Source organism: Paenibacillus sp. FSL H8-0280 (assembly GCF_045040665.1).
Lineage (GTDB): Bacteria > Bacillota > Bacilli > Paenibacillales > Paenibacillaceae > Paenibacillus > Paenibacillus xylanexedens_A.
On the sequence record NZ_CP150296.1, the window covers coordinates 4050789 to 4069140 of the forward strand.

19 protein-coding genes and 1 riboswitch are annotated in these 18352 nt (G+C 44.6%); of the genes, 3 read left to right on the top strand and 16 right to left on the bottom strand.

The genetic code is table 11. The annotated features are described in order from the left end of the window. Positions 1-66 precede the first annotated feature (66 nt). The gene (gene pdhA / locus MHI12_RS17655) at positions 67-1134 is read right to left on the bottom strand and encodes a pyruvate dehydrogenase (acetyl-transferring) E1 component subunit alpha (RefSeq protein WP_017688072.1); all 1068 of its coding nucleotides are present in this window, start codon (positions 1132-1134) and stop codon (positions 67-69) included. 256 nt (positions 1135-1390) lie between these two features. Here pdhA and MHI12_RS17660 point away from each other — a divergent pair, with 256 nt between their 5' ends. Continuing rightward, the gene (locus tag MHI12_RS17660; RefSeq protein ID WP_210108456.1) at positions 1391-2125 is read left to right on the top strand and encodes an alpha/beta hydrolase-fold protein; all 735 of its coding nucleotides are present in this window, start codon (positions 1391-1393) and stop codon (positions 2123-2125) included. Positions 2126-2289: 164 nt separating this feature from the next. On the opposite strand, the gene MHI12_RS17665 is transcribed toward MHI12_RS17660, so the two are convergent. Both MHI12_RS17665 and MHI12_RS17670 read right to left on the bottom strand, forming a co-directional pair. Continuing rightward, a complete protein-coding gene (locus MHI12_RS17665; RefSeq protein ID WP_339193715.1) occupies positions 2290-2760 on the bottom strand; it encodes a low molecular weight protein-tyrosine-phosphatase in 471 nt (156 codons plus the stop codon). Between the two features lies 1 nt (position 2761). Next, complete coding sequence (locus MHI12_RS17670; protein ID WP_341007866.1) at positions 2762-3463, bottom strand: trimeric intracellular cation channel family protein; 702 nt, start codon at positions 3461-3463, stop codon at positions 2762-2764. 182 nt (positions 3464-3645) lie between these two features. Between MHI12_RS17670 and MHI12_RS17675 the strand changes: the two genes are divergently transcribed. Together MHI12_RS17675 and MHI12_RS17680 are read left to right on the top strand one after the other, a co-directional pair. Beyond that, complete coding sequence (locus MHI12_RS17675; RefSeq protein ID WP_341007867.1) at positions 3646-4287, top strand: thiamine diphosphokinase; 642 nt, start codon at positions 3646-3648, stop codon at positions 4285-4287. Positions 4288-4583: 296 nt separating this feature from the next. After that, the gene (locus tag MHI12_RS17680; RefSeq protein WP_405157375.1) at positions 4584-5084 is read left to right on the top strand and encodes a C40 family peptidase; all 501 of its coding nucleotides are present in this window, start codon (positions 4584-4586) and stop codon (positions 5082-5084) included. Positions 5085-5193: 109 nt separating this feature from the next. On the opposite strand, the gene MHI12_RS17685 is transcribed toward MHI12_RS17680, so the two are convergent. From MHI12_RS17685 to MHI12_RS17745, 13 genes are all read right to left on the bottom strand, one after another. Next, a complete protein-coding gene (locus tag MHI12_RS17685; RefSeq protein WP_405169910.1) occupies positions 5194-5898 on the bottom strand; it encodes a winged helix-turn-helix domain-containing protein in 705 nt (234 codons plus the stop codon). Positions 5899-6017: 119 nt separating this feature from the next. Next, on the bottom strand, positions 6018-7067 hold the full coding sequence (locus MHI12_RS17690; RefSeq protein WP_341007870.1) for a ThiF family adenylyltransferase: 1050 nt from the start codon (positions 7065-7067) through the stop codon (positions 6018-6020). After that, positions 7064-7831, bottom strand: a complete 768-nt coding sequence (locus MHI12_RS17695; protein WP_341009873.1) for a thiazole synthase — start codon at positions 7829-7831, stop codon at positions 7064-7066. The genes MHI12_RS17690 and MHI12_RS17695 overlap by 4 nt, the downstream gene beginning before the upstream one ends. Before the next feature lie 2 nt (positions 7832-7833). Continuing rightward, on the bottom strand, positions 7834-8037 hold the full coding sequence (thiS, locus tag MHI12_RS17700; protein ID WP_341007871.1) for a sulfur carrier protein ThiS: 204 nt from the start codon (positions 8035-8037) through the stop codon (positions 7834-7836). After that, a complete protein-coding gene (thiO, locus tag MHI12_RS17705; protein WP_405169911.1) occupies positions 8034-9206 on the bottom strand; it encodes a glycine oxidase ThiO in 1173 nt (390 codons plus the stop codon). Before thiO ends, thiS begins: the two co-directional genes overlap by 4 nt. Before the next feature lie 17 nt (positions 9207-9223). Further along, positions 9224-9886: a thiamine phosphate synthase gene (locus MHI12_RS17710; protein WP_341007873.1), complete on the bottom strand. Its 663-nt coding sequence runs from the start codon at positions 9884-9886 to the stop codon at positions 9224-9226. A gap of 224 nt (positions 9887-10110) precedes the next feature. Further along, a riboswitch (TPP riboswitch) is annotated at positions 10111-10220 on the bottom strand. A gap of 75 nt (positions 10221-10295) precedes the next feature. Further along, positions 10296-11846, bottom strand: a complete 1551-nt coding sequence (locus MHI12_RS17715) for an ABC-F family ATP-binding cassette domain-containing protein (protein WP_036613631.1) — start codon at positions 11844-11846, stop codon at positions 10296-10298. A 138-nt stretch (positions 11847-11984) separates the two neighbouring features. Next, the gene (locus tag MHI12_RS17720) at positions 11985-12968 is read right to left on the bottom strand and encodes a hypothetical protein (RefSeq protein ID WP_405169912.1); all 984 of its coding nucleotides are present in this window, start codon (positions 12966-12968) and stop codon (positions 11985-11987) included. Next, complete coding sequence (locus MHI12_RS17725) at positions 12955-13506, bottom strand: hypothetical protein (RefSeq protein ID WP_405169913.1); 552 nt, start codon at positions 13504-13506, stop codon at positions 12955-12957. Before MHI12_RS17725 ends, MHI12_RS17720 begins: the two co-directional genes overlap by 14 nt. Further along, the gene (locus MHI12_RS17730) at positions 13503-13901 is read right to left on the bottom strand and encodes a hypothetical protein (RefSeq protein WP_341007876.1); all 399 of its coding nucleotides are present in this window, start codon (positions 13899-13901) and stop codon (positions 13503-13505) included. The genes MHI12_RS17725 and MHI12_RS17730 overlap by 4 nt, the downstream gene beginning before the upstream one ends. Before the next feature lie 16 nt (positions 13902-13917). Next, on the bottom strand, positions 13918-14403 hold the full coding sequence (locus tag MHI12_RS17735) for a hypothetical protein (protein ID WP_062834890.1): 486 nt from the start codon (positions 14401-14403) through the stop codon (positions 13918-13920). 62 nt (positions 14404-14465) lie between these two features. Further along, positions 14466-16532, bottom strand: a complete 2067-nt coding sequence (locus MHI12_RS17740) for a hypothetical protein (protein ID WP_405169914.1) — start codon at positions 16530-16532, stop codon at positions 14466-14468. Beyond that, positions 16522-18348 carry an ATPase, T2SS/T4P/T4SS family gene (locus MHI12_RS17745; RefSeq protein ID WP_405169915.1) on the bottom strand — a complete coding sequence of 609 codons (1827 nt, stop codon included), beginning with the start codon at positions 18346-18348 and terminating at the stop codon, positions 16522-16524. Before MHI12_RS17745 ends, MHI12_RS17740 begins: the two co-directional genes overlap by 11 nt. Positions 18349-18352 lie beyond the last annotated feature (4 nt).

The following is an 18352-nucleotide window of genomic DNA, read 5'->3' on the forward strand; positions in this document are numbered from 1 at the left end:
ATTTGAATTCGTACATGTATACCGGGACATTAAAGTCGCGGATGTTTATGCTTTATCGGAAAAAACTTATTGGAAATCAGCTTTTTGCTCTTCCAAGTGCTTAGGCGTTTGTTCGAACATGCTGTCGATCAAGCCTGAAATCGTCATTTTCTCGGTTTTTTCCGCTTTTTTGATTTCTTCATTTACTTTAGCTTTTGCTTCTTCTTTCACACGTGCTGTATCTTCTTCAGTCCAAAGACCTTTTTTCTCCAGATATTTAGCGAAACGTGCGATAGGATCTTTAGCAGACCATTCTGCCTCTTCTTCTTTTGTACGATACTTGGAAGCATCATCCGAAAGGGAGTGAGGACGGAAACGGTATGTTACTGCTTCGATCAATGTTGCGCCTTCTCCGTTACGTCCGCGCTCAGCAGCTTCCTGAACAGCTTTGATAACAGCGAAGATGTCCATACCGTCAACTTTAACACCTTTGATACCTGCTGCTACCGCTTTGTGAGCGATGGACAGAGCTGCTGTTTGTTTAGCAAAAGGAGTTGTGATGGCATAACCATTGTTTTGTACGAAGAAGATAACAGGCAGTTTGTATACACCAGCGTAGTTCAGACCTTCATAGAAGTCACCTTCAGAAGAACCGCCATCACCTGTGTACGTGATAACAACTTGTTTTTGTTTCTTCAATTTGTAACCCATAGCGATACCCATTGCATGCAGAATTTGTGCACCAATGATGATTTGTGGCATCAATACATTAACGCCATCTGGAATTTGTCCACCATGTTGGTGTCCACGGGAGTACAAGAATGCTTGATAAAGAGGAAGTCCATGCCATACGAGTTGCGGAATGTCACGATAGCCAGGACATACAAAGTCTTCTTTTTCAATTGCAAATTCACTACCAACCATTGTCGCTTCTTGACCAGATACTGGAGCATAGAAACCAAGACGACCTTGACGGCCCAGGTTTACTGCACGGTCATCCCAAGTACGGGTAAATACCATGCGGTACATAATTTCTTTTAATTGATCATCGGAAAGTGTAGGCATCATGTCTTTGTTAACAATTTCGCCGTCAGGAGACAGCACGGACAGAGCTTCTACATCCTCTGTATACACTTCATAAGGAACCTTGCTCATTTTTTTCTTCACCTCAACAAAAAATTTGAATATCAAGTTCCGCTGTTATAATATTATTATACACCTGTTTCACTCCATACGTCAAAGAAATCCGTAATTTTTTTATGTTTCCTGCCGGATTGTATGTATAACAGGGGCTTAATATTGGTATAACAGCATAATACATGATTGCGTGTTTGACCTAACCCCGCACAAGGGTAATCTTACCGTATTGCGCGGTCGAATGCAAAAAATTAACCGAGAAAGGTGACGTTTTATGACGGATTCCCGCTATTTGAAACGCACGATTGTGAAGGAAGAGATTGAAAGTCGCTATCTCGAAGAGAAGCGAACACTCCGTATTTACCTTCCTCCGGGCTATAACGAATTACTTAGCTACCCTGTCGTTTATTGTCAGGATGGCGAAGAATTTTTTAATTTCGGACGAATTGCTACAACAGCTAACCAAATTATTCTGGACGAAGGAGCCGAACCTTTCATTATTGTAGGGGTTCAAGTCGATGTTTCTGTGAGAACGCAGGAATATGCTCCATTTGGAGATCGGTTCAAGGCATATACCGCTTGCTTCGCTGAAGAGATTATTCCCTATATAGAAGAGAAATATCCTGTGCGCCGTTCTCCGCAGGAACGCATTCTTGCCGGAGACTCGCTCGGTGGCAGTGTTTCACTTCATCTTGCTCTGTTATATCCGGATCTGTTCACACGTGTGATCAGCATGTCTGGCGCCTTCTACTCTGCTTCTCAGGAAATCTATGCCGCAGCTGAAGATCTGTCTTGGCTCTCGATCTGGATGATCGTTGGTTTGCAGGAGACTGATTTTGAGGCAGACACGGGTACGTATGATTTTGTTCAATTAAATCGGGATACTCGAGAATTACTGGAAAAACGTGGTGCCCTCGTCTCCTACCAGGAGAAAGACGGAAAACACCAATGGGGTTTTTGGCAGAAGGAGTTGCCCGAAGCATTACTTTATTTTCTCCAGGAAAGATAAAAGACCACATTAACAGGCGGCTGAAATGCCGCTATTGTTTTTCATTTTAATGATACCGCTTACAATTGTAACCTGAAAAAGAAGCAGGATATCCTGCTTGCTTTAAGTGCTCTAATCCTGCTTCTTTGTCGAATTACAAATTAAGCATGAATTTCGTTTACTTTTTAGGCTAAGGAATGTTCCGCTTCAATCTTACTCAACAGAACATCGCAGCCTGCGTTAACCAGCTCGTACACCTCTTCAAAATTGCCCGTGTAATATGGGTCAGGTACTTCTCTGAGTTTTTCCTCGGGAAGCATGTCCATGAACTTGATGATGTCCGCCTCAGCTCCGCCTGGAACGTTGCGCACATTATCTGCATTGGAATTATCCATACACACAATGTAATCAAATTGAGTAAAGTCTTCGCTGGCGAACTGTCTTGCTGCCATGTTGGCATAAGAAATCTGGTACGAATCAAGCAATTTTCGAGTCCCTTCATGCGGAGGTTTACCAACATGCCAGTCTCCTGTACCCGCTGAGTCCACACGAATCTGGTGTTCAAGCCCCTTCTCCAGGACTTTGTGACGCAAAACGGCTTCAGCCATTGGTGATCTACATATATTACCCAGACATACAAACAAAACATTAATCATATTAATCCCCTTTGCTTAACGTACCTTGAAGTACCGACGATGTTGGCTGTGTCACAATGTTCTCCGGCTGAGGACTGACGTTTCCGGTCTCAGATGGTACGAGCGAACGACGTGGCAGTTTCCATTTATAATGTACAGAACACATCCGGAAGAACACAACGGCCGCAAAACAAAATAATAATCCGGCATTCGTTGTTAACCAGCCCATACCTATAACAAAACCGGCTGTCATTGCCCATACAGCATAAATTTCGTCACGCAATACAAGCGGTTTACGTCCAGCAAGCACATCACGAATAACGCCTCCACCAATACCGGTCATTACTGCTGCAACGATAACTGCGCTAATGGGATGTCCCATGTTCGCCGCGTACAGTGCCCCTTGAATTGCAAATGCTGCGAGTCCAATTGCATCAAACAACGCCTCTGTTCGCTTCCAGTGACTAATCCACTTGAGAGGCAATATAAACGCAACCGCTACAGATACTAAGGCTAACATAATAAGTGATCCCTGACTCCACAGTGTCGTTACAGGTATACCTATAAGTACATTCCGGATAATCCCGCCTCCGAATGCCGTGACAAGTCCAAGCACTAGTACACCCAGAATGTCATACTCCTCTTCCATTGCCACGAAAGCGCCGGACATTGCAAATGCGATAGTGCCTATAATGCTGAATACTTCAAAAATGTGTAAGTCCAACCTGTTCAAACCTCACTTTTCAAGTCATCTCCATGTCGCTCTACCCATTGTATCCGCGAGCACTTAAATTGTGCAACCACATTTTGTGGATTATACTGGTTTGGTGAATATATTTGTACAGGTTCCAACATTATGTTTGGACTATGAACTATTTTTCTCTGAATTAGGAAGGATGAAATAAAATGACGGCGAAACGGATTGTTATTTTTACAGGCGGAAACTTATCTGTAGAATTACTTCAGGAAATACGAGAAGATGATATGATCATCGCGGCCGATCGCGGTGCATTATTTTTAATTGAACACGGCATTCAGCCACACATTTCAGTTGGAGACTTCGACTCCATTAATGAAGAGGAACGTATCATTGTAAGTAACAATAGCATTCGATTCATTACATGTGACCCTGTTCATAAGGATCTTACTGATACAGAAATGGCTTTTGAGACAGCGCTAGATTACGAACCTTCTCACATCTTAATGTTAGGTGCTACAGGTACACGTATGGATCACACACTCGCCAATGTACATATCATGGTTCGCGCGATGCAGCATCATATCTCCTGTGCCATTCAGGACAAGCACAATTACATGACACTGACCACATCCAAAGCTGAAGTTGAGCACCGTGACTATAAATATGTTTCTCTGCTCCCCTTGACTCATGAAGTTACAGGAATAACTCTAGAGGGTTTTATGTATCCGCTAGATCAAGCCACCATACGCATGGGACAATCCTTGGGTGTAAGCAACCAGCTCTTAGGTTCCTCCGGTACAGTCACTATCGATAGCGGCTTATTACTGATTATTCAGAGCAAAGATTGAATCTATTCGAATGCTATATAGTTATTTATTACGTTTTTGTAACCAGTGATTCAATGAAGAAAATAGGTTCACACATAATAAAGACCCTTGATATTCAAGGGTCTTTGTTGTTTCATCATTATTCTTCATCCGTCAATGATTAATTTTTTGACATTTTTAATCATATTTTAATAAACATACCCAAACCATTGTGGCGCAAGGGATTACACTCCCCTATCCAATTTCTAGGTTGTTACAAAGCTGTTATACTCGCTCTAGCAACTTAACGAAAACGAATTTTGGAGGTACTAACTAACATGAAAACAAACATCTTTGTCCAAAAGGCCGTAACCGTCGGGTTGTGCGCTACACTAGGTTTTGGAGCTGTATTAATGACTAACGCACCTGTTGCACAGGCAGCAACTGCTTCTGTATCCACAGGTCAACAGATTGTTAACTATGGTAAACAATTTACTGGAACTCCATATAAATTTGGTGCTTCAACTACAACAACCAAAGTTTTTGACTGCTCTTCTTTTATGAAATATATTTTCAAAAAGTATGGTGTAGATTTGCCGCGCACTTCCGTGAAACAATCCAAAGAAGGCACAGCTGTGTCCAAAGCTAATCTGCGTGTCGGCGACCTGGTATTCTTCTCCAGCGGTAGCCGTTCTACCGGTTCCAATGTCACTCACGTAGGCGTTTATGCGGGAAATGGTAAGATTCTGCACACGTACGGATCTCCAGGCGTAACCCTCTCTGATCTGGACTCTGGTACTTGGAAGAGAACGTATGTTAAAGCCCGTCGTGTACTTTAGAATTCTAAATTGCTAATAAGTAAAGGCCGGACGATATGTTCCGGTCTTTTATTTTTACCCTCTTTTTGCCACACTTTAAACTGGTGATTCATGGAACTAACTTCGTAATCTAATTTTTATCATGCAACATATAACCGATCCCACGCACAGTATGAATCAGTTTCACACTTCTTCCCTTATCCACCTTAACCCTTAGATGTTTGATATACACATCCACAACGTTGGTATCCATCGCATACTCATATCCCCATACTTCCCGCAAAATATCACTCCGGGTACATGCTTCATTCACATGCAGGGCCAGAAATTCCAGCAATTCGTACTCTTTTGGTGTTAATGTCAGGTATTCACCCGCACGATTTACCCGTCTTGAACGTAAATTCACTTTAAGATCATGAACTACAATTACTTCTTCGCCCTCTGGTGTTGCATTCGCAAAAACACGCAATAAGTTTCGTATTCTGGCAAGCATTACGGTCATGTGGATAGGTTCCTCCATCACGTCATTAGCTCCATAATCCAGCCATTCCACGATGAACTGAGGAAATGCATTTGAAGTAATAACCAGTAGAGGTATAACCTGACCTTTATCTAACCATCGTTTTAATTCTAATTTCTGATCCTGGCCACAATGTTTCGTCCCCTCTTCCCGGTCTACCAGGATGATCAGATTAATATGCAACAACGAAGGCTCGACGGATTGGTTTAGTTCGGACCACTCCATTCGTTGCACCTCATACCCTTCGCTACATAAAACATCCTGAATAAGGCTGACCTGCTCTCCTGCTCCAATCAGCAAAATGGCTGTTTTCACTCTTTTTCACCCGGCCTGTCTCTATCCCCACTGCTCGCAGCAATGGTTGGTACAGTTAGCATGCCGTAAAATGAAAAAGTCCATTCCCTCAAGGGAACAGACTTTGCTTCTTTCTTGCTTTAACCAAAGTAACGATGGACGAGCGTACGTGCTTCAGCTGTGTCTTTTGTTCCGTGTACGAGGACACGTCCATCTTGGAAAATGACCATTCTATGGACTCCTGTTGTAAAAGAAACCAGAAACGGATTGGATTCCACTTTTCCTTCTTGAAGCCTGTTCAGGCGATCTGCTGTATGTTGAAGATCCAGATTCATGCGCCGTGCAGGTCGGATCTGAACGGTGTCCCTGCCACACAACACATCTGTTTTCTCCAGATTGGACGCAGAAAGATATGGATACGTTGCCGAAGTACCGCAGGAAGGACAGTCTTGCTTTTTCGCACCATCCACATTGATGGATATGTATTCGTTCCTCCACACGTCAAATGACAATAACTTACGTCTCAATGCATTTGCATTGCCACTAAGTAACTTCATCGCCTCTGCGGTCTGATTCGCCGTTACCATCTGTACGGCTTGAGGTATGATGCCAGACGTATCACAGGTATCTCCACCCAGAGGGACTTCACCCAGCAAACAATTTAAACATGGCGTATCTCCAGGCATAAACGTATAGGTGATGCCGTAACTACCTACGCATCCACCATAAATCCAGGGAATACGGTGCTTCTGTGCCATATCATTAATGAGTAATCGGGTATCAAAATTATCCGTTGCATCCATGATCAAGTCTGTATGCTGAACGAGTTCTTCCAACTCATCTACTCTGACGTCCAACACTTTCCCTTCCACATGAACCGTGGAATTAATGGCAGATAAACGTTTTTCCGCCGCCATTGCCTTCGGTATCCGCTCCATCGCGTCCTGTTCTACATATAATTGCTGCCGCTGCAGGTTACTCCACTCCACATAATCACGATCCACAATCGTTAAGTGTCCGACTCCTGAACGAACTAACGTTTCTGCAATTCCTGTTCCGAGTGCGCCAGCGCCTACAATTAAAACTCTGCTGCCCTTTAATCTGGCCTGGCCTTCCTTGCCAAGTGGCGCGTACCGTTCCTGTCTGGAATACCGATCGGCCTGCTCGGAAGATGTTATTTGATCTGTCATGTATGAACCATTCCTTCCACCGGACTACTGGCTGCTGCATAACGCTTTACGGGAATCATGCCTGCCTCATATGCCAATCTACCCGCTTCTACCCCCAATCGCATCGCTTTAGCCATGTTCACTGGATCCCCTGATCCGGATACGGCTGTATTTAACAAGACGCCATCGGCACCAAGTTCCATCGCATAAGCAGCATCTTTTGGGGAGCGCAATCCTGCATCTACAATTACAGGAACAACGGCCTGCTCTATGATGACTTCAAGGTTATATGGATTGATGATGCCTCTGCCAGCTCCGATGGGAGAAGCGCCAGGCATTACAGCATGTACGCCAAGCAATTGCAGCCTTTTGGCCAGAATGACATCATCCGAAATATAAGGCAATACCGTGAAGCCCTTTTCAAGCAAAATTTCGCAAGCCTTGTACGTTTCAATCGGATCTGGGAGTAACGTCATTCCATCTCCGATGACTTCGACTTTTATCATATCACAAAGTCCTGAAGCCCGTGCAAGCTCGGCAATCCGCACCGCCTCTTCCGCAGTGGAAGCCCCCGCCGTATTCGGAAGAAGTGTGTATTTATCCAAATCCAACGTATCCAGGAAATGCTTCTGATTACGTTCCTCCAAATTCAGACGACGAACAGCAAAGGTCAAAACTTCCGTTTCAGATGCTTCCACAGCCTGACTTTGCACTTCCAGATCCGAAAACTTGCCTGTTCCGAGCAACAATCTGGACTCAAACGTATATTTACCAATGTTCAACATCATCAACCGCCTCCTACAAAATGTACAATCTCAATTCGATCGCCTTCTCTTAATGCTGTCGTTTCATGATACTCGCGGGTTAAAATATGCTTGTTCAGCTCTACAACTACAGTCTTGACTTGCAGATCTAAAGATTGAAGCAGTTTATCCACACGATTCAATCTGTCTTCAATCTCCATCCGTTGACCATTAACGATGATATTCACTGCACCACTCCCTTTCTGTTCAATCGCTCAGGGCTCAGCGCCTCAATTCCGAGCTCTTCTGAGCTTTTGCCCGCGAGCAATTCAGCGATAAGCCTGCCAGTTATCGCACTAAGCAAGATACCGTTGCGGTAATGTCCAAAGGCGGCAAACAGCCCGGGAACACTTTCGCAAGCACCTATATAAGGCAGACCATCCGGAGTTGCCGGTCTTACGCCTGCCCACGCTCGTATAAATTCTGCTTCTTTCATCCCAGGCACCCAGTGGGTAGCCGCTGTTAGCAGCTTCTGAACACCCTGTACAGAAACGCTCAGATCCGTTCTGCCTGGCAGACTGGTTGCCCCGAGCCAAACCTCTCCATTGGCTTTGGGAACAATATAGATATCCTCTGCATACACCGTTCTATCAGGTCTGTACCCTGCATGTTCATCTAAGAACTGAACGGCGGCTATTTCACCTTTTACCGACCACACAGGCAAGCTCAGATTCACATGTCTCATCAGCTCTTCACTCTGTAATCCAGCCGCTATAATGACATGTTTGCATCTCATCTCACCGATCGATGTGGTGATCCCCTGCACGCCGTGTTCGTTTGCTTGCACACGTATATCCTGTATGTCCTCCATAACCCGCGCTCCCAGTGCTTGAGCGGATTCAGCATATGCCTTCGTTAGATGGACGGGAATAACCTCACTCTCGTAAGGTTTGTAGTAGGCCCCATACGTATCTCTGTTAAGCCATGATGCCTCCTGTTGCACAACGGAACGATCCCACCATACCTCATCAGCAGAAGCAGACAACGCAGACTTTCGATTGTCCTTGTAACTACTTAATTCACTGTATGAACGAAAAGGATTTAGGAATCCCTGACGTTGCAGACCAACCTCTACCTCACTGAGTGTAGCCATTAGCACCTGTTGCTCAATAAGTAACTGTCTACTCTGCCTGGCGAGCTTAGCCATCAAAGGATGAGCAAAAGCCTCACTATCTGCCGCCAGCATTCCAGCCGCCGCGCAAGAAGTGCCTCCTGCAATCGCCGAACGCTCCAGCAACAGCACATCCTGTCCACGGGAAGCAAGCTCATACGCAATGGCACAACCAACAACGCCTCCGCCTACAATAATCGTTTCTGCATGAATCTTATCTGGTCTATCTGTAATGATCTTTTTCATCCTCTCATCTCCTTGATTCAGCGACTCAGACTTTCTGTAGCAACGATAGCCTGCCTTAATAATGCAGCCGCCCGATCCGGGGAATCGCTCGCCCATACATTCGAGATCACAGCGACTCCCTGTGCGCCTGCAAAGCGAATAGCGTGAATGTTTCCCGGTTCGATGCCCCCAATCGCCATGACAGGAATGGAGACACCAGAGCACACTTCAGCCAGAGCATATAATCCTCTTGGTTCAAGATCCGGCTTACTGTTGGTTGAGTAGACATGCCCGAAGAATAGGTAATCGGCTCCCCGTTCTTCAGCGAGTTTTGCCTCATCGATTGAATGAACAGATATACCCAGACGAAGGCGTTGCACATTGCTTATAACAGCAGGGTTATAGTTTCGTATCGCATCTTGCCCCCAATGTACACCGCCATAGATGTCATTCTGTGAAGGCAGCTCTGAACCATTGATAACGATACGACAAGATGGAACGCCAACACCACGCAGACTTTCAGCCCAACCGATCTTTTGTTGCCACGAGAGTTGTTTCTCTCGTATGTGAATATAGTCCACCCATGGCCAAACGTCCTTTGCAGCTTTTACAAAAGATGCTTGATCCCCTGCACCCGTAGATACAACATGCAATTCAAATGATTCTTGAACATGTTCATGAGAAATTACCGTACTGTTCATCTCCTTCCATGCGTGAATGCTATGAAAACACAAAAAAGCCACTCCCGTAGGGGAGTGGCTGCGTATTAATTATAGGACCAGATGACTGACTGATACATACAGTTCATTTCGTGCAATAAAGCTATAGACCCTATAGCCTTAACGTTATACACGCAACTGCATGTTTCAATTCGTTAAACAGACGGTTGAATCCTTCGAATTGCCGTTTGCTCAAGTCATTCACTGAAACGCGCTCGCCACTTCCCTACGCTGGTATGATCCAGATCAGGTGCAAAGGGTCCAGAATCGCATTCTTCCATCTCAGCCGCATCGTGCGGCCCCCCTAGTGTTCATATGAAGTTGTAGCCTATATTACCATAGACGGATTTTTTTGTCACCGTTCATTTCTATTAAGCATTGCTTGAATTGTCTAGTTTTTCTCAGACCATTCTTCAACATTCCATGTTTTGGTGACCCAACCCTCGTAGAAATCAGGTTCATGAGATACCAGTAACACCGTTCCCTTGAATTCTTGCAAGGCACGCTGCAACTCCGCTTTGGCTGTGACATCGAGATGGTTTGTCGGCTCATCGAATAAAATCCAGTTGCTTTCACGCATCAAGAGTTTGCATAAACGAACCTTGGCTTGCTCTCCACCACTCAGCATGTTAAGCGGACGGGTAATATGCTCATTTTTCAACCCACAGCGAGCGAGATGACCACGGACCTCATTCTGGGTCAAATGTGAAAACTCATTCCAGACATCCTCAATCGGCGTGATATTCCCAGCACGAACTTCCTGCTCAAAATAGGCCGTTTCCAGATAATCTCCCAAGAAAGTCTTTCCACTGAGTGGAGATATTTTTCCCAGGATGGTTTTCAACAGCGTCGATTTACCCACACCATTACAACCTACGATGGCAATTTTTTCACCACGTTCAATCGTCATTGTCATTTTAGGCAGCAAAGGATACGTATATCCAATTTCAAAATCAATACCCTCAAAGACCGTTTTGCTACTCGCGCGGGCATCCTTGAATTTGAACGTTGGTTTAGCTGCTTCATCTGGGCGATCAATACGTTCAATTCTGTCCAGCTGTTTCTCCCGGCTCTTCGCTCGACCTGAAGTTGAAGCACGTGCCTTGTTACGCTGAATGAAATCTTCCTGCTTCTTGATGTACTCTTGCTGCTTCTCGTATGCATCAATATGCTGGGCTTTATTCATATCAGCCATCTCGAGGAACTTGTTATAGTTCGCTGCATATCTCGTTAATTTGGCAAATTCCAAATGATAAATGACATTTACGACTTCATTCATGAATTCCGTATCATGAGAGATTAAGAGAAACGCGTGCGGGTAGTCCTTCAGGTAACGTGACAGCCATTCAATGTGCTCTACATCCAGATAGTTGGTCGGCTCATCCAGCAAAAGAGCTGTAGGTTTCTCAAGCAGAAGCTTGGCAAGAAGCACCTTGGTACGTTGTCCACCACTTAGAGCTGCGACATCCCGATCAAGACCAATTGCGGACAAACCAAGACCATTGGCCATCTCTTCCACTTTTACGTCAATCAGATAAAAATCGCCCTGCTCCAGTTGTTCCTGAATATCGCCCATCTCTTCCAGCAACTGCTCCAGCTTATCTGGATCTGCATCTGCCATCTGGTCCGTAATATTCATCATTTCTTTTTCCAATTCAAGCAACGGAAGGAATGCATCTTTAAGCACGTCACGTATGGTTTTGCCTGGCGTAAGCTTCGTGTGCTGATCCAGATATCCATAACGGACCTTAGGTGTCCATTCCACTTTTCCACTATCTTTAAGCAATTTACCGGTAAGAATGTTCATTAATGTGGATTTACCCACACCATTGGCACCAACAAGTCCTACGCGCTCTCCGGCAAGTAAACGAAACGATACATTTTTAAATAACGTGCGATCTCCAAAATTGTGACTTACGTTCTCTACTGACAATAAACTCATAAGATGAGGTTGCTCCTATCTATTAGACATTACTTTTGTGATTGTTCCGAAACCCTATTCTAGCACAGGTCCCGTCTTTTCTGAAAGTAATGTAAACAGTTCAGGAACCTCTTCCATAATTTTGTCATACAGGGTACCCTAACGGTTAGAGCATTTATATTCGAAATAGCCTTGTGCAGCTGCTTGTCTCGCGTCTGTGAACACCTCTTCAGCACGGTAACCATTACCACATGTGGAGGGGTAGTAGTACTTGATACCCGTTAAAGGATCTACCCCACCTACTATCGCCGTTTTCTTCACAAGTCTGCCTCCACCAATTGCGTAATTGTTGATCTTCTGGTCACCCACAACTATACCTTGGATAAAGGCCATAATCCCTGTATCATTTATGGAGTTGTACCAATCTTCCTGCGCAATCAGGGGCATCGTAAACGTATAGGAAATACCGTTCTTTCTGGCAAACTCATTATGGCGGTTAATCACATCAGCCAGATCATCCTGCACCGTAGTCACAATCCGGCTTTGTCTAACTTGCTCAAATACGCTGGTATTCTGAAGTAAAGGAATCTGTGTGCTTGAAGCCAGTTCTTTTTGGAATCCCTCAATCCATCTCCCTGCACTTGCATCAAAGGCATATACGTAGTCATCCAGTGTAAAGTTAATACTGTTACCATTAGAATCTGAATATGTATAAGGTTTCTTGGGGCTCCACACTTGCCTTAAAGAATCTTCACGATTACCTGTCAACTCTGTTTCTGTGGACAACATATAATAGCCGTCATAATCCAGAATAACCACGGCAGGAATGTAATTAAACATGTTTCGAATAGCTGCGGGATCATCCTGAATCCCCATATTCAAAGCCATCGTCTGAGTGAATGTCAACAAGGCAAGCTCTTTGTCCGCTTTAACAAACTTGGTTGAATCATAACCTGCTTCATCATTTTGTTTCTCATTCTGATGCATGACTGCGCCTGCATCCATGACTGCGGTTTGAAGTGCAGATCTGTATCGTTGACCAAGATATTGAGCCTCTTCGGCATCTTGGGTATGGAGTGAGATGATCCAGAAGAGCGGGAAAAAGATCAGCACGAATACAATGGATAGCTCAGTAATCTTCATTGAGGACCATACCTCCGTATGTTACAAATACCGCTGAAGCCTGAGCCGTACCACTTAACCATTCACGGATGAGCATGGAAGGTGTACGATTTGTATTTTGGAGCGTCACGGTGAAAAAATCCCCTGTCGTCAACGTATATCTTCGGCCAGGATCATCAACCGGTATCACACCTGAGGATGGGAATAGTCTTTCTCGAATCTGAGCTGCATAATATCCATCCTGCACTACCTCATAGGTCCCGTTAAAACTGTTATTGTCCATCGGGTCTGTATAATGAGGTACATATTTCTTATGCAAATGTTCCATCGACACCTCATACAGATTGCCCGTCTGGGCCAGTTGCTCCTCAAACTCAGCCAACATTCGAGGTGAAATATATCCTTTCGTTCGGACAGTATCAACAAAGCGTGTTACATTCTGAACAGCCGTCATACGTGCTATATCATCCTGCCGATCGGCTGTTTCAGCAGCTGGGTACACATAGAGCAAAAGGACTGCGAGCAATACGGCAAGCAGCTTGGATGCGGCATTAATCAATTCACACTGGTCTCCTTCCAAAAAACAATCTTGAGCAGTTCTCCAGTTTCATTTCGTATAAACTCCGGTCTGTAGGTGGCATCGAGCTGGACAGGAATAGTCGCTGTTTTGCTGACAAGTGGATCGATCACATACGAAGTTCCATCTACCTCCACAGGGATGCCTGTACCTGTCATCTGTCTAACGGTATGCAACACTTCCGCACCACTATACTGATACGGATTGGTGGTATGCAGTGTTGTTGTCAGCCGACCTTCCATGCCTGCTGTTGTCTGTACTCTGTCGTTCAATGAAGCTGATAAAAGCTTAACATTCTGTTGCCCGTACAGGCAGGCTGTCACAAACAGGACAACCGCCGTACAAAACAACATGAGATGCTGGGTATTCCGGGACATGTTAAACCAACTCCTGTCAGGATTGCTGGAAGATCAGCCCTCTTACCACGTTGGAACGGTCTTTTACGATAATGGCTTTGAATTTACCACTTGGATTGACATATTGATTGTCTTTTTCACTCATGGTCTGGTTAATAATTCCCACTTTATCGTCAGGTGCAATAACCGAGCCATAGTCCGCATTATTGAGATCCTGTGAAATGTTTAATTGATTGCCATACCATTGACCCGCTTTATTTTTACCTGTAATAACTTGAATACCGAACTGATCTTTGTCCGCGTATTTACGCAGCGCATTCGTTACCTGTGATCCACTGATGGTTGTTCCGTCATACACCGTAAATGCTGCTTGGGACAACTCGGTTTGGATATCAGCAAAATTGTTCTGGGCCGTCTTGGTTGCCTCCTGAGCCGAAATAAACAACAGAACTACAATTGTGATCAGAGCGATTGTTAAGAATATCCCTGCTGCCACCTTTAAAGCGCTTGATGCATTGTTCATGATAAATCCTCCCAAGTTATAAGTTATTAAACTATTTCAGACTGTCACACAGATGAATTGTGCTACAGTTTCTGAATTTGCTCATAATAAATGTTCATCTGCAAGAAGCTCATACCGACCAATGGAATAACCAGATACAAAAAGATGAGGGCATACATAGGTGTAAATCCAATAGTTCTCCCCCATGATGCTTTGACATCTATCATTTTGCTGTACTCCTGCTTGCGTTGTTCAAAATAAAATGCCATCATGCTCTCGAGATCATCGAAGGCTTCACGTATTGAGATTTTGCCAAGGGCAAGCTGCAATTTATCAACCAGTCGCTGGAACTCGGGCAAGCCCGCCTCTTCCTTTAATTGTTCAAGTGCAAGCTCTGGCCCATGTTCAAAATGCAACAAACATTTTTGCAGCGGGCGCTTGAAAATGACGGCAAATCGATTTAGCCACTCCAATATCTCCTCGACTGACATCCGGTCCATCTCACGCAAAATGGAAATCACTGTCTGGAATTGATATATTTCATGTCGCATATCCAACCTTCGCATTTTCCGCTGAAATAACATGAGCCATACGGGCATGTAGTACCCAGCTCCACCCATAAGAATGGCTATAATCATTTCCCACCAACGTACATATTGCTTGTTATACACCTCAAGTTTCTGCATAATGCGCGTGATGGTCTCATTCTGGGTATCAAGGTCCATCTGAACGGGAGATAAATGCTGTAATGCGTTGGCGACTTCTTCGTATGTAGCTCCTCGGTTCATTTCTACACTTTTCAGCACGGATTGATCCAATGCTGTTTTTTCCTCAGCTTTCCTGAGATCCGCTTCAGCCATTGCACCAAACATTCGATCATCGCGAATTGGATCATACAAGATGTGGTTACGTTCAACCTGATGCAACAGCAAGATGCAACCCATTGTAAGAACCAAACAACCTGCGAATAACATCACTCGTCGAATGGCAAGCCATTCGTATTTCAACTCTGAGCTGCTCTCCCTCATGAGCCGTATCGTTTGACTGTACTGTGCACTACCAGGTTTTGCTGCAAACAACATCGCCAATTTCCGTATGAAGGTCTGCCTGTACAGAAACTGATCCAACCATGAATGCTTATGCCCTGACCGGTAACGTGTCTCATCGTATTGCTGGAGCCTTTGCAGAAGCAAATAGGCAAGGATGATGATCACATAGATTGATATTTTGGTAACAAAACCGATTTTACTGCGATAAAATTCATCCATCGTTGGGAAACTGACTCTGGCCCAACGTTCGATTGGAGCGGTGAACAATACCGGAGCTAGCGCGATGATATTAAGTCCTTTGAGCAGGTAATCCAATTTATCACGCCGCAAAATCTCCAGATGGATCTCCTGAGTCAGGTTACCAAGTCCGTTAAGATAAATAGAGCCTTGTGCTCTGTCCTTATCCCCAAACTCCATGACCATATAGGAAACGCCGGCAAATCCTTTGAGAAAACGGTTGGGAGCCACTTCATAATAACGTTCAAGTGCTTCATTCGGATCTGGAGAAGTCAGAGCTTCGTAGATCAGTCTTACTTGTTCTGCTGCTTCTCCTGTACCTGCTTCAGCGGCTTCATAGAGCGCTTCCTCAACCATGCCATGCTGATGATACCGATGCCTTACATCTGCGAAGAGATCCAACATCTGCACCAGCAACCTTTTCTCCATACGACTGAGGCACATATCCAATACCAGGCTGTTTAGTACCACAGCACAGAGCACGGAAAGTATTACAAAAGCGATACCCGGCTGCAGAAGAAATAGAATGACACTTATGCCTCCATAACCTCCAAGAATAATCAGAACCACTGTCATCGTCAGCCTGCGAAGTGAAGGCTCATCCCCAACATGGCGGAATGAAATACGTTTTTGCACCTGTAGAATATAAGCTGATAGCAGTGGCACTTTCATTCCAAAACGGTAGGACTGCAACAAGAGTGATCCCAGTCCCTTGAATCCCTTCCCGCCGGAAGTTAAAATAACGCCGGATTGACTTGTTGAACCACCTCCTCTGTGACGTAACATACTTAAAACCAGAAGTGTGATCAGCAAACCTCCTGCACAAATACTTAATACGAGGAGCAAAATCCATTTAATTGTCATGCTGATCACCCCAGTATTGCTTCATAAACTGTTCAAACTCCTCGGCATCCTTTAATGTCATCTGTTCTCGCATATCCACCATGCTTCCAGAGGAGATTGGAGCTGTTGCAACATACGCTCCATCTCTGTACTCCACAACATTACGAAATGTAAAACCTGCCCTCTCTTCCACGCTATCACCTTGATTCGCACGAGGAAGACACTCCGTAATTCGTTCGATATATCTTCGTCCCTCAGCATCTTTCTTCATATGAACATCGAAGTTGATTACACTCACAACCTGCTCCTCAGCAATATGCTCATGCTGGAACATACCTGTCTTGAGCAAGGAATTACGGAGGGAGAAGACCAGATCACGAAACGTTTTGGCATGGTGGGTAAACAGGGTGAACAGACTGGCAACCTGAGACATTTGAATCATCCATGCGGCCACCTCATCACTCGCAACCTCACCGAGAATATTGACGGTACCATCCGTTTTTTTCTGCAAATCAAGCCCTTGTTGACCTGAAATGTGTTCAGTCTCTCGGAAACTCAAAATATTACGTCGGCTATAGATCCGTCTTAATTGAAGTTCAAACGCCATCTCCTGCACCCGAAGGGTGTACGATGCATAGATGTGTTTGACCATAGCCATAAGCAACGTTGTTTTACCAGAACCTTGGGCCCCGGTTACAGCTGTAATCCGGCTTCCTTTCATCAGGTATTGAAGCAATGTAATTGGCAGTTCTGCGTTGTTACCCGTAATCAATTGTTCAAGTGAAGCATTCGGAATATCGAACTTCCGGACGAAGAACGCCCATGATTCTGCAAAAGGAGGACGAACAACAACAACACGGGAGCCGTCTTTCATCTCGTTCACCTTGTATCCACTTGCTTCCGACAACTGTCCCGGATAATTGTATTTGTATATATTCTGGCATACCCTTTTTAGTTCACGGATGCTTCCGAATGACAGAAAGGATAGATGAATGGACTTACCTTTATAGAAAATCCAGACACTTTCCATGCCGCTAAGCGGTTCTTCATGTGCATCATCCTCCAGTCCTTGATCCAGCAAATCATTCCATGATGCCGGTTTTCGAAGTCCCATATTATGAACAGCATCAAGCATACCGCTGACACCACCACTAACGCCGTCAATACGTTGGTCCCTTATCTCATCAACAACCGAGAACCCTTTATAATGCTGATAGATACGTTGCACGATGATATCCGTCTTTTCTCTGAATCCAAGCTCTCGATATTCGCACTCGAAAACATACTGAATGTCCTCCTCAGAGATATAATAACTTCCTCCATCGTCCGTACTTTCCTCCATTCTCAGTCTGCCAAGATCGTAGGTATCAATCATGCGGGAGAGTGCATCTACACCGAATTGCTGTCGGTACAGATAAAACACAATTTCGAATCGGTCCTGGATCGTCAACAAATCTGGTTCTGCAAACAAAATAACTTCATCTACATTTGATTTGTTCAGCCCTATGCTTCGGGTAAGCAGATCCCCTATCAGATTTTTGACATACGTTTTGTCGCTGATACTGCCTGAGACACAGCCCTTCAGTGCTTTTCTCATCTCGGCACGTTGATTAATTCTTCGACGATATTCTTCTTCGTGCAGACCTGCATCCGCGAGTTGACTATGACTAAGCTCATGAAGTGAGTTCTTCACCTTCTCAATCAACATGTCTATCGTGAATGATTCCTGTTCAGGAACACGAGCATTCTTTTCACGAAGAAACGTTCTATACTTGAACCAGATATAAGTCAGGCATAGAATCAAAATTAAACTTATCCATATGGTATTCCAGAGCATCGGA

Bases quoted from the DNA above. Each gene is read 5' to 3' on its own strand.
- pdhA (WP_017688072.1), bottom strand. From the start codon at position 1,134: ATGAGCAAGGTTCCTTATGAAGTGTATACAGAGGATGTAGAAGCTCTG.
- MHI12_RS17660 (WP_210108456.1), top strand. From the start codon at position 1,391: ATGACGGATTCCCGCTATTTGAAACGCACGATTGTGAAGGAAGAGATT.
- MHI12_RS17665 (WP_339193715.1), bottom strand. From the start codon at position 2,760: ATGATTAATGTTTTGTTTGTATGTCTGGGTAATATATGTAGATCACCA.
- MHI12_RS17675 (WP_341007867.1), top strand. From the start codon at position 3,646: ATGACGGCGAAACGGATTGTTATTTTTACAGGCGGAAACTTATCTGTA.
- MHI12_RS17680 (WP_405157375.1), top strand. From the start codon at position 4,584: ATGAAAACAAACATCTTTGTCCAAAAGGCCGTAACCGTCGGGTTGTGC.
- MHI12_RS17690 (WP_341007870.1), bottom strand. From the start codon at position 7,067: ATGACAGATCAAATAACATCTTCCGAGCAGGCCGATCGGTATTCCAGA.
- MHI12_RS17695 (WP_341009873.1), bottom strand. From the start codon at position 7,831: ATGTTGAACATTGGTAAATATACGTTTGAGTCCAGATTGTTGCTCGGA.
- thiO (WP_405169911.1), bottom strand. From the start codon at position 9,206: ATGAAAAAGATCATTACAGATAGACCAGATAAGATTCATGCAGAAACG.
- MHI12_RS17710 (WP_341007873.1), bottom strand. From the start codon at position 9,886: ATGAACAGTACGGTAATTTCTCATGAACATGTTCAAGAATCATTTGAA.
- MHI12_RS17715 (WP_036613631.1), bottom strand. From the start codon at position 11,846: ATGAGTTTATTGTCAGTAGAGAACGTAAGTCACAATTTTGGAGATCGC.
- MHI12_RS17720 (WP_405169912.1), bottom strand. From the start codon at position 12,968: ATGAAGATTACTGAGCTATCCATTGTATTCGTGCTGATCTTTTTCCCG.
- MHI12_RS17730 (WP_341007876.1), bottom strand. From the start codon at position 13,901: ATGTCCCGGAATACCCAGCATCTCATGTTGTTTTGTACGGCGGTTGTC.
- MHI12_RS17735 (WP_062834890.1), bottom strand. From the start codon at position 14,403: ATGAACAATGCATCAAGCGCTTTAAAGGTGGCAGCAGGGATATTCTTA.
- MHI12_RS17740 (WP_405169914.1), bottom strand. From the start codon at position 16,532: ATGACAATTAAATGGATTTTGCTCCTCGTATTAAGTATTTGTGCAGGA.
- MHI12_RS17745 (WP_405169915.1), bottom strand. From the start codon at position 18,348: ATGCTCTGGAATACCATATGGATAAGTTTAATTTTGATTCTATGCCTG.